The organism is Thioclava sp. F36-6, from assembly GCF_002020305.1.
In the GTDB taxonomy this organism is placed as follows: domain Bacteria; phylum Pseudomonadota; class Alphaproteobacteria; order Rhodobacterales; family Rhodobacteraceae; genus Thioclava; species Thioclava sediminum.
Window position 1 is genome coordinate 436,573 of record NZ_MPZX01000002.1, and the last position, 12,519, is coordinate 449,091.

The window sequence follows — 12,519 nt, forward strand, 5'->3', positions numbered from 1 at the left end:
CATGTTCATCAGCTTCGAGGGGATCGACGGATCGGGTAAATCCACACAGGCGCGGATGCTGGCCGAAACCCTGCGGGACGCGGGGCGCGAGGTCGTTCTGACGCGCGAACCCGGCGGCTCTCCGGGGGCCGAGGAAATCCGTCGTCTGGTTCTCGAGGGCGATCCCGACCGCTGGTCCGCAGAGACCGAGATCCTGCTGTTCACCGCCGCGCGCCGCGACCATCTGGAGCGCGTGATCGAACCGGCGCTCGCCGCAGGCAAGGTCGTGATCTGCGATCGCTTCGCGGATTCGACCCGGATGTATCAAGGCCTCTCGCGCGGCGATCTGCGCGCGGTGGTCGATCAGCTGCACACCCTGATGATCGGACGCGAACCGGACCTGACTGTGCTGATCGACATCGACCCCGCTGTGGGGCTGTCGCGCGCCAAGGGGCGGCAAGGCACCGAGGAGCGGTTCGAGGATTTCGGCGTAGGCCTGCAGGAAAAGATGCGCGCGGGTTTCCTGTCGCTGGCAAAAGAATTCGCGCCCCGCTTCCGCGTGATCGACGGCGCGCGCGAGGCCGATGCGATTGCCGCCGATGTGCTGCGTGCCGTGCAAGCGGAACTGCAAAACTGAGCGCCGGACGGGCGCGGCCCGGGGCTGGTCGCCCCGCACCAATCGCCAAGCCCCCGAGCCTTCCGCAAAAACCCCGCTGGAAACCGCCCGCGCGCGCAACTAGAGTGCCGCCATGAGCCTCGCCGACCTTCCCGATCCGACCCTTGCGCCCGGTGCGCGACACCCGCGCGACACGCTGCGTCTGGTCGGTCAGACGCGGGCCGAGGAGGACTTCCTCGACGCCTTCAACATGGGGCGGCTGCATCACGGCTGGCTGCTGACCGGGCCGCGCGGCGTGGGCAAAGCGACGCTCGCATGGCGGATCACCCGCTTCTTGATGACCCAGCCCGAGGACAATGGGCCGGGCCTGTTCGGCGAGCCGGAACAGCCCACCAGCCTCGATCCCGATCCGAACCACCCGGCGCTCAGCCGTATCCATGCCGGATCGGAGCCGGGCATCTTCGTGCTCAAACGCGGCGCGAATGCCACCGAATCCGCGCTGTCGCAGGACATTCGCGTCGATGAGGTGCGCAAGCTGCGCTCCTTCCTGCATCTGTCTGCCGCCGAGGGCGGACGGCGCGTGGTGATCATTGACGCCGCCGACGAGATGAACACCCAAGCCGCCAACGCGGTGCTGAAACTGCTCGAAGAGCCGCCGCCGCGCGTGACCTTCCTGCTGATCGCGCATCAGCCCGCGCGGCTCTTGCCGACGATCCGCTCGCGCTGTCGCGAATTGCGGCTGGGCACGCTCACGCCCGATCAGATGGAAGCTGCCATCGCCGCCGCCGAAGAGGAGGGCGAGCCGCCGGATCTCGACCACCACGCGCTGGCCGCGCTGTCGGGTGGCTCCGTCGGTGCCGCGATCCGGCTGATCAATCAGGACGGCATGACGACCTATGCCAAGCTCGTCGATCTGATGGGCACCCTGCCCCGGCTCGACCGTCTGGGCGCGCTGGCGCTGGCCGAAAGCTGCGTGGGCAAGGCGAACGAGAACCGCTTCATCCTCGTGCTGAACCTGATCGACCTGTTTCTCTCGCGCGCCGCGCGCGCGGGCGTGATGGGCCCGGCGCATCCCGAAGCCGCGCCCGGCGAGGCGCAGCTTCTCGCACGATTGTCGCCTGACGATCAGGCAGCGATGAAATGGGCTGCCCTCCATCAGAGCATGGGCGCGCGCGCCGCCCACGGCCGGGCGGTCAACCTTGACCCTGCCGCGCTCGTGATGGATATCGTCTTGGAGATCACAGCCGCCGCCTCCTGATGCGGCGCGAAAGGAGCCGATTTTGACCCTCCCGCCCGAGATCACAGACAGCCATTGCCATCTCGATTTCCCCGATTTCGACGGTGAGCGCGATGATATCATCGCCCGCGCCAATGCCGCCGGGGTGACGCGGATGGTGACGATCTGCACCAAGCTGAAGAACGAGCCCTCCGTGCGGGCCATCGCCGAGGCGCATCGCGGCGTCTTCTACGCCGCAGGCACCCATCCGATGAGCGTCGCCGAAGAGCCGATGGCCACGGTGGACGAACTGGTGGCACTGGCCAAACACCCGAAATTCGTGGGCATCGGAGAGACCGGGCTCGATTATCACTACACCGCCGAGAGCGCCGAGGTTCAGAAGCAATCCCTGCGCCTGCATATCGAGGCCGCGCAGGAAACCGGTCTGCCGCTGATCATCCATTCGCGCGATGCCGACGAGGACATGGAAGCGATCCTGACCGAGGGGATGAAGGCCAAGCCCTATTCCTGCGTCATGCATTGCTATTCGTCGGGTCCCCGCCTCGCGCAGGTCTCGGTCGATCTGGGCTTCTATCTCTCGATGTCCGGCATCGCGACCTTCCCGAAAAGCCAGGAGGTGCGCGACATCTTCGCGAGCGCACCGCTCGAGCGGATCCTCGTCGAGACCGACAGCCCCTATCTCGCGCCGCCGCCCTATCGCGGCAAGCGCAACGAGCCCGCCTACACGGCGCACACCGCCAAGGTCGGTGCCGATGTCTTCGACCTGCCGCTGGAGGAATTCGCCGCCGCGACGCAGGCCAATTTCGACCGCCTGTTCTGGAAAGCCGCCGAGCATGGCGAGCGGGGGAGCATCGCTGCATGAGTCGGATGCGCTTCACGATCCTCGGCTGCGGCTCCTCGGGGGGCGTGCCGCGCCTTGGCAACAATTGGGGCGAGTGCGACCCGGCGAACCCGAAGAACCATCGGCTGCGCTGTTCGATGCTGGTCGAGCGGGTCTCGCAATCGGGCACCACGCGGGTGCTGATCGACACCACGCCCGACATGCGCCAGCAGCTGCTGACCGCGGGCGTGGGCGAGCTGGATGCGGTGGTCTACACCCACAGCCATGCCGATCACGTCCACGGGCTCGACGATCTGCGCCAGATCGTCTTCAACATGCGCACCCGCCTGCCCGTCTGGGCCGATGCCGATACCGAGGCCGCGCTTCTGGACCGCTTCGCCTATGCCTTCGTCCAGCCCTCGGACAGCAATTACAAACCGATCTGCGAGCTGAAATCGATCCATCGCGAGCGGCCCTTCCAGATCACCGGCGCGGGCGGCTCGATCGAGTTTCAGCCCTTCCGCGTCGAGCACGGCAATATCGACGCGCTCGGCTTCCGGATCGGCGGGCTGGCCTATCTGCCGGACGTCTCGGACATCCCCGAAGAGGCATGGGCCTATCTCGAAGGCCTCGATTGCTGGGTGCTCGACGCGCTGCGCCGCACGCCGCATCCGACCCACGCGCATCTGGCCCGCGCGCTGGAATGGATCGAACGCGCGCAGCCCGCAAGCGCGGTGCTCACCAATATGCATATCGACCTCGACCACGACACAGTCGCCGAGGAAACGCCGGATCACATTCGCCCTGCCCATGACGGGATGGTTCTGGATTTCGGTCTCTGATGAGCGTTCTGATCGACGTCATCCTGCCGGTCTTCCTCGTCATCGGCTTCGGCTATGTCGTGGCCTGGCGCGGGCTGTTCTCCGAAGGCGCGGTCGACGGGCTGATGCGCTTTGCGCAGAACTTCGCGGTGCCGGTGCTGCTGGCACGCTCGATCGCCAATCTCGACCTGACGCAGAGCTATAACTGGGCGATGATGGCCGCGTTCTATTCAGGCGCACTGATCTCTTTCGCCATCGGCATCACCGGTGCGCGCATGATAGGCCGCAACGGTCCGGAGAGCGTCGCCATCGGCTTCGCCTGCCTGTTCTCGAATTCGCTGCTGCTGGGCGTGCCGATCACCGAGCGCGCTTACGGCACCGATGCGCTGTCGGGCAATTTCGCGATCATCTCGGTCCATTCGCCCTTCCTCTACACGATCGGCATCCTCGCGATGGAGATGGTGCGCTCGTCGGGCACCGGCACGTCGCTCGGGCGCGTGGGGCTCAACGCGCTGATCGGCGTGCTGCGGACCCCGCTGGTGATCGGCATCCTGACGGGCTTCGCGATCAAGATCCTCACCACGCTGACGGGCCAGCCCCTGCCCCATCCGATCCGCGAGGGGATGGATATGATGGCGCGCGCAGCACTGCCTGCGGCGCTGTTCGGGTTAGGGGGCGTGCTCTATCGCTATCGTCCCGAGGGCGATGCGAAGGCCATCGCGATGGTCACGGGCCTGTCGCTGATGCTGCATCCGGCGATCACCTATGGCCTCGCGCATTTCGCCTTCAAGGTGGACACGACCGCTCTGCGTTCGGCCACGCTGACGGCGGCGATGGCGCCGGGGGTCAACGCCTATCTCTTTGCGAATATCTACGGGGTGGCGCGCAGGGTCGCGGCCTCGGCCGTGCTGATCGCGACGGCGCTGTCGATTCTGACGATCTGGGGGTGGCTCGCGATCCTGCCGTGAGGTTTAGGGGCTCTGCCCCTCTGGCCTGCGGCCATTCACCCCGGGATATTTTCGCCAAGAGGAAGCCGCAATCAGGCCTTGCGGACGCGGATCACCACGTCGACGCGGGTGATCTCGGCGCCCTCAGGAGCCTGCGGGATCGAGGCGAGTTTCAACTCCTCGGCCGGGGCATCCGACAAACGGTTGTCGTCTTCCCAGAAGAAATGCGGATGATCGTCCATACGCGTGTCGAAATAGCTCCGCGCGCCATCCACCGTTATCTCATGCATCAGCCCGGCGTCGCAAAACGCCTTGAGCGTGTTGTAGACGGTGGCGAGCGAGACCTTCTCGCCCGCATCGCAGGCGGCCGCGTAGAGGCTTTCCGCCGTGACATGACGATTTTCCCCATCGCCCACGAGCAATGTGGCCAGCGCCAGTCGCTGACGGGTGGGGCGCAGCCCGCCACGGCTCAGCCAGTCCTGCCCGCGGCGCTGTTCGGTCGAATTCGTCACAGCCATGTCATGTCTCCTCGGTACCTATATGAGACTTTTCCACTCAGGTTTCAATGCGACCGCGCAGGGGCGCGGCCTGTCACCGTCGCCCTTGCGCCACGCGGCCACGCGGTGATAGAGGGATGCAAAAGCACGCCAAAACCGGGAAGGAGCGCCGATGGCTGGGTTTCCGACGAGCTTCGGGAAAGAAGATCTTCTGAAATGCGCACGTGGGGAGCTGTTTGGCCCCGGCAATGCGCAGCTTCCGGCGCCGCCGATGCTGATGATGGATCGCATCACCGACATCTCGGGCGATGGCGGCAAGCACGGCAAGGGCCATGTGGTCGCCGAGTTCGACATCACCCCGGACCTGTGGTTCTTCGAATGCCATTTCCCCGGCAATCCGATCATGCCGGGCTGCCTCGGCCTCGACGGGTTGTGGCAGCTGACCGGCTTCAACCTGGGCTGGCGTGGCTGGCAGGGTCGCGGCTATGCGCTTGGCGTGGGCGAGGTTAAGCTCACCGGCATGGTCCGCCCGGATCGCAAAATGCTGACCTACAAGGTCGATTTCACCAAGGCCATTCAGACCCGTCGCCTGACCATGGGTGTCGCCGATGGGATCGTCGAGGCCGACGGTGACGTGATCTACGAGGTCAAGGACATGAAGGTCGCGCTCTCCGAGAGCTGACCCCCATAGACAGACAAGACAGGAGGCCCGCATGCGCCGCGTCGTCATCACCGGTTTGGGCATCGTCTCGCCCATCGGCAACAATGCCGAAGAAGTCACCGCCAGCCTGAAGGCCGGCAAATCCGGCATCGTCTTTGCCGAGGATTATGCCGAGCGCGGCTTCCGCAGCCAGGTCAAAGGCCAGCCGAAGATCACGCTCGAGGACCATATCGACAAGCGCAACCTGCGCTTCATGGGTCCGGGTGCCGCCTATAACTTCATCGCGATGGAGCAGGCGCTGGCCGATAGCGGTCTCGAAGAGAGCGACATCTCGAACCCGCGCAGCGGCCTGATCATGGGCTCGGGCGGTCCGTCCACCTCGAACTTCTTCGAGGCACATCGCATCGTCATGGAGAAGGGCTCGCCCAAGCGGATGGGGCCGTTCATGGTCACCCGCTGCATGAGCTCGACGAACTCGGCCTGTCTCGCGACGCCGTTCAAGATCAAGGGCGTGAACTACTCGATCACCTCGGCCTGCTCGACCTCGGCGCATTGCATCGGCAACGGCACCGAGCTGATCCAGATGGGCAAGCAGGACATCGTCTTCGCCGGTGGCGGCGAGGAACTGGACTGGACGCTGAGCTGTCTGTTCGACGCGATGGGCGCGATGTCGTCGAAATATAACGACACGCCCGAGCTGGCCTCGCGCGCCTTCGACGCGACCCGCGACGGGTTCGTCATCGCAGGCGGCGGCGGTGTCGTCGTGCTGGAGGAACTCGAGCATGCCAAGGCGCGCGGCGCGAAGATCTACGCGGAAGTCACCGGCTACGGCGCGACCTCGGACGGCCACGACATGGTGGCGCCGTCGGGCGAAGGTGGCGAGCGGTCGATGAAGCTCGCGGTCGGCACCCTGCCCGAAGGCCGCAAAATCTCCTACATCAACGCGCATGGCACCTCGACGCCCGCAGGCGACGTGACCGAAGTGCAGGCAGTGCGCCGCGTCTTCGGCGAGGAAAACGTGCCGAAGATCTCGTCGACCAAATCGCTCACCGGGCACTCGCTCGGCGCGACCGGCGTGCATGAGGCGATCTATTCGCTGCTGATGATGCAGAACAATTTCATCACGGCCTCGGCCAACATCACCGAGCTCGACCCGGCGATCAAACCCGAAGAGATCGCGATGGAGCGGATCGACAATGTCGAGTTCGACTCGGTCCTGTCGAACAGCTTCGGCTTCGGCGGCACCAACGCGTCGCTCGTGATGAGCAAGTATCGAGACTAACGGCAAGAACAAACGGCGACAGAAACGGCGGCAGGGACGGGAATGGCGGAACTGATGAAGGGTAAGCGCGGCCTCGTGATGGGGGTCGCCAACGAGCGCTCAATCGCTTGGGGGATCGCAAAGGCACTGGCCGAGCAAGGCGCGGAACTGGCGTTCTCCTATCAGGGCGAAGCCTTCGGCAAGCGGGTCGAACCGCTGGCCGAAAGCGTCGGTTCCAGCTTCCTGCTGGATGTGGACGTGAATGACGACGCCTCGATGGACGCCGCCTTCGCCAAGCTGAAAGAGGAATGGGGCTCGATCGATTTCGTCGTTCACGCCATCGCCTATTCCGACAAATCCGAACTCGCGGGCCGGTTCATCAACACCACCCGCGAGAACTTCAAGAACTCGCTGACGATCTCCTGCTACAGCTTCATCGACGTGGCCAAGCGCGCCTCGGAACTGATGAACGAAGGCGGCTCGATGATCACGCTGACCTATATGGGCTCGCAGCGCGTGACGCCCTATTACAACGTGATGGGCGTGGCGAAAGCGGCGCTGGAATCGGCCGTGCGCTATCTGGCAGCCGATCTGGGCCCCGACGGAATCCGCGTGAACGCGATCTCGCCCGGCCCGATGAAGACGCTGGCCGGTGCCGCGATCGGCGGCGCGCGCAAGACCTTCCGCCACACCGAGCACAATTCGCCCCTGCGCCACAACGCGACGCTGGAAGCGATCGGCGGCACGGCCGTCTATCTGCTGTCGGATTACGGTGCGTGCACCTCCGGCGAGATCATCTCGGTCGATAGCGGCTATCACGTCATGGGCATGCCCGCTGCGGAGAACCTGTAAGCTCAGCCAATCGCAAGCAGGGCGCGCCGGCCCGTGGGGTGGCGCGGCTCACGCTCTGTGCGGCAGCGCTTTACCCAAGCCACATACCTTGAACATGGCTGCGTTTCGCGCGGTTGGCCAAGGCGCCAGCCCGCGGGGACGGGCCGCCGCGCGCCCTGCGGCTTCGCCGCGTTCCGGGCGCAGTCTCTTGTTTGAAGCGGGCGGCCATCCCTTCCCCCATCCCCTGCCCCGCGTTAGTCTTTCGCTAACACGCAGGGAGGCGCGCATGGCACTCGATTTCTCTATCGGCATCATCGGCTCAGGGATGCTCGGCGCAGCGATCGCCGAGGCGCTCTGGCGCGCGGAGCCGAAATCGCTGCTGATGGCCAACCGCTCCGGCGCGCGGCCTGACATTGAGGGCTTCCCGCCGGAGAACGTGCTGACCGATCCGCAGGTGCTGGTAGAGGCTTGCGACGTGGTGATCCTCTGCGTGCCGCCCGCCGCTGCCCGAGACCTCAGGATCGACGCGAAGGACAAGCTGGTGATCTCCGTCATGGCGGGCGTGCCGCTCTCCGAGCTCACCCGCATCAGCGCCAGCCCCCGCGTGATCCGCGCCATGTCGAGCCCGGCGGCAGCAAAGGGCCTCGCCTATAGCCCATGGTTCGCGAGCGATGCCGTGACCGAAGACGACCGCGCCCGCACCCCGGCCCTGTTTGAGGCCTGCGGGCAGACGGACGAACTCACCGACGAGGCCCAGATCGACCTCTTCACCGCGATGACGGGCCCGGTGCCGGGCTTCGTCGCCGCCTGCGCCGCCGCGATGGCGCGTCATGCCGAGGATCAGGGCGTCCCGCCCGAGATCGCCGATCGCGCCGTGCGCCAGCTATTCCTCTCCGCCGGGCAGATGATGGCCGAGGGCCCGACGCCTCAGGCCCATGTGCAGGAGATGATCGACTACGCGGGCACGACAGCCAAGGGCCTCACCACGCTGCGCGACAATGGCTTTGCCGAGCGTCTGGCCGAAGGGCTCGCCGCCGCGACGCAAGCCTCGCGCGACATCTACTGACCCTTGCACCCGGCCCCGCCGACGCTAGGGTGAGGCTCGGGAGGAAATATCATGTCCATTCAGCTTTGCGTCTTCGACGCCTACGGCACGCTCTTCGACGTCGACGCCGCCGCGCGCAATCTGGCCGCCGAGGAGCCGCGTCTGACCGAGATCTGGCCGCGCCTTGCCGCCGATTGGCGCCGCAAGCAGCTCGAATATAGCTGGCTGCGCGAGGTGATGGGCGATTACGTCGACTTCTGGCAGCTGACCCGCGACGGGCTCGATTGGGCAATGGCGGCGCAGGATCTCGACGATCCCGATCTGGCCGAGCGGCTGATGGCGCTTTACCGCGAATTACCCGCCTTCCCCGAAGTGCCCGAGATGCTCGATGCGCTGCACCATCGCGGTGTGGGGCGCGCGATCCTGTCGAACGGCGCGCCGGACATGCTGGGGGCTGCGGTCCATGCGGCCGGGGTCGGGCATCTGCTCGACGAAGTGCTCTCGATCCACGAGATCGGCCATTACAAACCCCGCGCCGCCGTCTACGACATGATCGCGCAGAAGATGGGCGTCGATCCGGAGAAGACCTGTTTCGTCTCGTCGAATGGCTGGGATGCGGCGGGGGCAGCGAAGGCGGGCTTCCACGTCCTTTGGGTCAACCGCGCGGGCGCCCCGGTCGAGCGCCTGCCCTACAAACCGGCGGCGATCCTGACGGACCTGCGCGCGGTGCCTGACCACCTCTGAGAGGCGCTCACTCGTCCATCTCGCGCAGCGCGCGCCGCAGCCGCATCGTCTGCGCCTGAAACCCTTCCGCATCCGTGTATTCCACGAAATCGCGGTAGCGCAGATGCGGGCCCTTCACCCGATGCGCGTGCTTGATCGGGCACCAATATTGCTCGGTCCGTGCGGCGATCTCGTAGGCATAGCTCAGAAGCCCGTTGCAATAGCCGCAATAGACGCAGTTCAGCTTCTGCAGCGCATTGAGATAGGCCAGATGCTGACGGTCGACCACGATATGATCGGCGCGCTTCACCTTGGCGATGCGGTAGATCGGAAAACAGATCGCCTGATAGAGGCTTACGAAGAGGTCGAGCAGCACGAAGGGCACGATCAGCGAATAGATCACCGGGGCGGTCAGAATGACCATCGGGCGCGCATAGGACAGGAAACGCAAAAGCCCCACCCGCGCCTGCCGGTGCGCATCGCGAACGCCCGCCTCGAACACCACCCGGTTGTGATCGAGCCGGAACGCCATCGCCTCGCGCCTGCGCTCCCATTCCGCTTCGATTTCGTCTTCGAGCGCACTCAGTCTTTCGTGTAATCTTTCCAGCGTGTCAGCCATGGCGATCTCCCTCTAACGCACTATGATCGCTGACAGGTCAGCAATCCAGAGAGGAGCGGCGTAATGGAATTCTTTACCGCGGATGATGGCGCGAAGATCGCCTATCGCGACAGTGGCAGCGGCGTGCCGGTCTTGGCCCTGTCCGGGCTGACGCGAAACACCCGCGACTTCGACTACGTCGCGCCGCATCTCAAGGACGTGCGGCTGATCTGCATGGACTATCGCGGCCGTGGCGAGAGCGACTGGACCGGCGAGAAAACCTATACCGTGCCGCGCGAAGCGGCGGATGCGCTGCAACTGCTCGGTCATCTGGGGATCGAGAAGGCCGCGATCCTCGGCACGTCGCGCGGGGGGCTCGTGGGGATGTATCTCGCGCTGACCGCGAAAGAGCGCATGACCGGGCTCGCGCTGAACGATGTCGGACCTGTCCTCGACGAGAAGGGGCTGAACAAGATCTTCGACTATATCGGGCGCAACCCGGCGGCGAAGAGCTATGCGGAAATGGCTGAAAAGCTGCCCGAGGCGATGATCGGTTTCGACAAGGTGCCGCCCAATCGCTGGGCGATGGAGGTGCGCCACCACTACGTCGAGACCGATGACGGGCTGAAGATCAATTACGACCCGGCCCTGCGCGATGCCTTCCTCAGCGCCTTCAAGGGCGGCGTGGAGCCCGCCTGGCCGCTCTTCGAGGCCACCGAAGGGCTGCCGATCGTCCTGACCCACGGCGCGAATTCCGATCTGCTGACCGACGCCACTGTGGACGAGATGCAGCGCCGCCGCCCGGACATGATCTATGCGCGCGTCGCCGACCGCGCCCATATCCCCTTCCTCGACGAACCCGAGTCGCTTGCGGCCCTCGAAGCGTGGGTCGAACGGATCAAAGGGTGAGCGAGGCCCGTGTCACCCTCATCGCCAGCGCGATCACGCTGATCACGGGCGCGCTCTGGGGGCTTTACTGGCTCCCGGTGCGCGCGTTGGACGGACATGGTTTGGCGGGCGCCTGGGGCACGGTTGCGATCACCCTGGTCGCCTGCTTGGCCCTTGCGCCCATCGCCTGGACCAAGCGCTACGAACTCGCTGCCGCCACGCCAGCCGCGCTGATCTCGGTCGCGCTCGGCGGGGCGGCCTTCGCGCTCTATTCAATCGGCTTTCTCTATGGCCGCGTCGCGCTGGTGATCCTGCTGTGGTTCCTCACCCCGGTCTGGTCGGTGCTGATCGGGCGGTTCGTGCTCGGCTGGCCGGTCTCGCGCCTGCGACTGGCCGCGATCTTCATCGGACTCGCGGGGCTCGGCCTGATGCTGGGCGCAAGCGGTGGCCTGCCGCTACCCAGCAGCTTGGGCGAATGGATGACGCTTGTAGGCGGCGTGATCTGGTCGGTCGCGACCACGGGGATGCGCACCAGATCGACGCTCTCGTCCGGCCCCGCCACCTTCGTCTTCGCGGCAGGCGCGGCCCTTACCGCGCTCTGCCTCGCACCCTTCCTTGCGCCCCTTCCCTCGAGCGGCGTCGATTGGGCCGCGTCGGTTGGACTGATCGGTGCCGCCGGTGTGTTCTGGTGGGGCGCAGCGACGGCCGGGCTCATGTGGGCGACCGTACGGCTCGAACCGGCGCGGATCGGGATATTGCTGATGAGCGAGGTGCTGGTGGGCGCGGTCTCCGCCGCGCTGATCGCGGGCGAACAGCTCGCCGCGCTGGAAATCGCAGGCGGCGCGCTCGTGCTGGGCGCAGGGCTTCTGGAGGTCTGGCCCGCGCGCCCTACACAACGCCCCGCCTGACCTGCCCAATCCGCAAACAAAAAAAGGCGCCCCGCAGGGCGCCTTTTTCATAAAATCGCGGCGAGAATCAGTCCTTCGCGCGCTCCACGTAGGTGGTGTCTTCGGTGTTGATCACGATGCGGGTGCCCACGCCGATATGCGGCGGCACCATCACGCGGATCCCGCCGGTGCAGATCGAGGGCTTGTAGCTCGACGAGGCGGTCTGACCCTTCACGACCGGCTCGGTCTCTTCGACCTCGACGGTGACCTTCTGCGGCAGGTCGATCGCGATCGCGTTCTCCTGGAAGGTCTTGAGATGGACGCGGATACCGTCGCGCAGGAACACCTTCGCGTCGCCGATCACGTCATCCTGCACCGCGAGCTGCTCATAGGTCTCGGGGTCCATGAAGTGATAGCCTTCGCCATCCTCGTACAGGAAATCGTACTCGCGCTCTTCGACATGCGCACGCTCGACCTGCTCGGTCGTGCGCCAACGCTCCGACACCTTCGTGCCGTCCGAGATGCGGCGCATATCGACCTGCGTGACAGGCGTGCCCTTGCCGGGATGGATGTTCTGCGCGGTGATCACGACGTAGAGCTTGTCGTCGATTTCAAGCACGTTGCCCTTGCGGACAGAGGAAGCGATGACTTTCGCCATGAAAGGACCCCTTTGAATTCGGATAAAACAGGCTCTGGCGCCCGGATTGC

Annotated in this window: 15 protein-coding genes; 12 read left to right on the plus strand and 3 right to left on the minus strand. The window is 65.5% G+C overall.

What is annotated here, in order from left to right; genetic code table 11:
* The first annotated feature begins 1 nt into the window (after position 1).
* The 5 genes from tmk (at position 2) to BMI88_RS09155 (ending at position 4,441) form a co-directional block, all read left to right on the plus strand.
* Entirely contained in the window at positions 2-616 is a 615-nt protein-coding gene (gene tmk, locus BMI88_RS09135; RefSeq protein WP_078547974.1) for a dTMP kinase, read from the plus strand.
* Between the two features lie 112 nt (positions 617-728).
* Entirely contained in the window at positions 729-1,853 is a 1,125-nt protein-coding gene (locus BMI88_RS09140) for a DNA polymerase III subunit delta' (protein ID WP_078547976.1), read from the plus strand.
* A 22-nt stretch (positions 1,854-1,875) separates the two neighbouring features.
* On the plus strand, positions 1,876-2,694 hold the full coding sequence (locus BMI88_RS09145; protein ID WP_078547978.1) for a TatD family hydrolase: 819 nt from the start codon (positions 1,876-1,878) through the stop codon (positions 2,692-2,694).
* Entirely contained in the window at positions 2,691-3,494 is an 804-nt protein-coding gene (locus BMI88_RS09150; protein ID WP_078547980.1) for an MBL fold metallo-hydrolase, read from the plus strand. The genes BMI88_RS09145 and BMI88_RS09150 overlap by 4 nt, the downstream gene beginning before the upstream one ends.
* Entirely contained in the window at positions 3,494-4,441 is a 948-nt protein-coding gene (locus BMI88_RS09155; RefSeq protein WP_078547982.1) for an AEC family transporter, read from the plus strand. Before BMI88_RS09150 ends, BMI88_RS09155 begins: the two co-directional genes overlap by 1 nt.
* Before the next feature lie 71 nt (positions 4,442-4,512).
* Here the strand turns inward: BMI88_RS09155 and irrA are convergent, their stop codons facing one another.
* Positions 4,513-4,938 (minus strand): iron response transcriptional regulator IrrA, encoded by a 426-nt coding sequence (gene irrA / locus BMI88_RS09160; RefSeq protein ID WP_078520235.1) that lies wholly within the window; start codon positions 4,936-4,938, stop codon positions 4,513-4,515.
* A 151-nt stretch (positions 4,939-5,089) separates the two neighbouring features.
* Between irrA and fabA the strand changes: the two genes are divergently transcribed.
* From fabA to BMI88_RS09185, 5 genes are all read left to right on the plus strand, one after another.
* Complete coding sequence (gene fabA / locus BMI88_RS09165; protein WP_078520236.1) at positions 5,090-5,599, plus strand: bifunctional 3-hydroxydecanoyl-ACP dehydratase/trans-2-decenoyl-ACP isomerase; 510 nt, start codon at positions 5,090-5,092, stop codon at positions 5,597-5,599.
* Positions 5,600-5,630: 31 nt separating this feature from the next.
* Positions 5,631-6,860, plus strand: a complete 1,230-nt coding sequence (gene fabB, locus BMI88_RS09170; protein ID WP_078547984.1) for a beta-ketoacyl-ACP synthase I — start codon at positions 5,631-5,633, stop codon at positions 6,858-6,860.
* Positions 6,861-6,902: 42 nt separating this feature from the next.
* On the plus strand, positions 6,903-7,691 hold the full coding sequence (locus tag BMI88_RS09175) for an SDR family oxidoreductase (RefSeq protein ID WP_078547986.1): 789 nt from the start codon (positions 6,903-6,905) through the stop codon (positions 7,689-7,691).
* 265 nt (positions 7,692-7,956) lie between these two features.
* Positions 7,957-8,736: a pyrroline-5-carboxylate reductase dimerization domain-containing protein gene (locus BMI88_RS09180; protein ID WP_078547988.1), complete on the plus strand. Its 780-nt coding sequence runs from the start codon at positions 7,957-7,959 to the stop codon at positions 8,734-8,736.
* Positions 8,737-8,787: 51 nt separating this feature from the next.
* Entirely contained in the window at positions 8,788-9,459 is a 672-nt protein-coding gene (locus tag BMI88_RS09185) for a haloacid dehalogenase type II (RefSeq protein ID WP_078547989.1), read from the plus strand.
* Positions 9,460-9,466: 7 nt separating this feature from the next.
* On the opposite strand, the gene BMI88_RS09190 is transcribed toward BMI88_RS09185, so the two are convergent.
* Positions 9,467-10,057: a hypothetical protein gene (locus BMI88_RS09190; protein WP_078547991.1), complete on the minus strand. Its 591-nt coding sequence runs from the start codon at positions 10,055-10,057 to the stop codon at positions 9,467-9,469.
* A gap of 63 nt (positions 10,058-10,120) precedes the next feature.
* Here BMI88_RS09190 and BMI88_RS09195 point away from each other — a divergent pair, with 63 nt between their 5' ends.
* Positions 10,121-10,945 carry an alpha/beta hydrolase gene (locus BMI88_RS09195; RefSeq protein ID WP_078547992.1) on the plus strand — a complete coding sequence of 275 codons (825 nt, stop codon included), beginning with the start codon at positions 10,121-10,123 and terminating at the stop codon, positions 10,943-10,945.
* Complete coding sequence (locus tag BMI88_RS09200; RefSeq protein ID WP_078547994.1) at positions 10,942-11,832, plus strand: DMT family transporter; 891 nt, start codon at positions 10,942-10,944, stop codon at positions 11,830-11,832. Before BMI88_RS09195 ends, BMI88_RS09200 begins: the two co-directional genes overlap by 4 nt.
* Positions 11,833-11,899: 67 nt before the next feature.
* Here the strand turns inward: BMI88_RS09200 and efp are convergent, their stop codons facing one another.
* On the minus strand, positions 11,900-12,469 hold the full coding sequence (gene efp / locus BMI88_RS09205) for an elongation factor P (protein ID WP_078520244.1): 570 nt from the start codon (positions 12,467-12,469) through the stop codon (positions 11,900-11,902).
* Between the last annotated feature and the right edge of the window lie 50 nt (positions 12,470-12,519).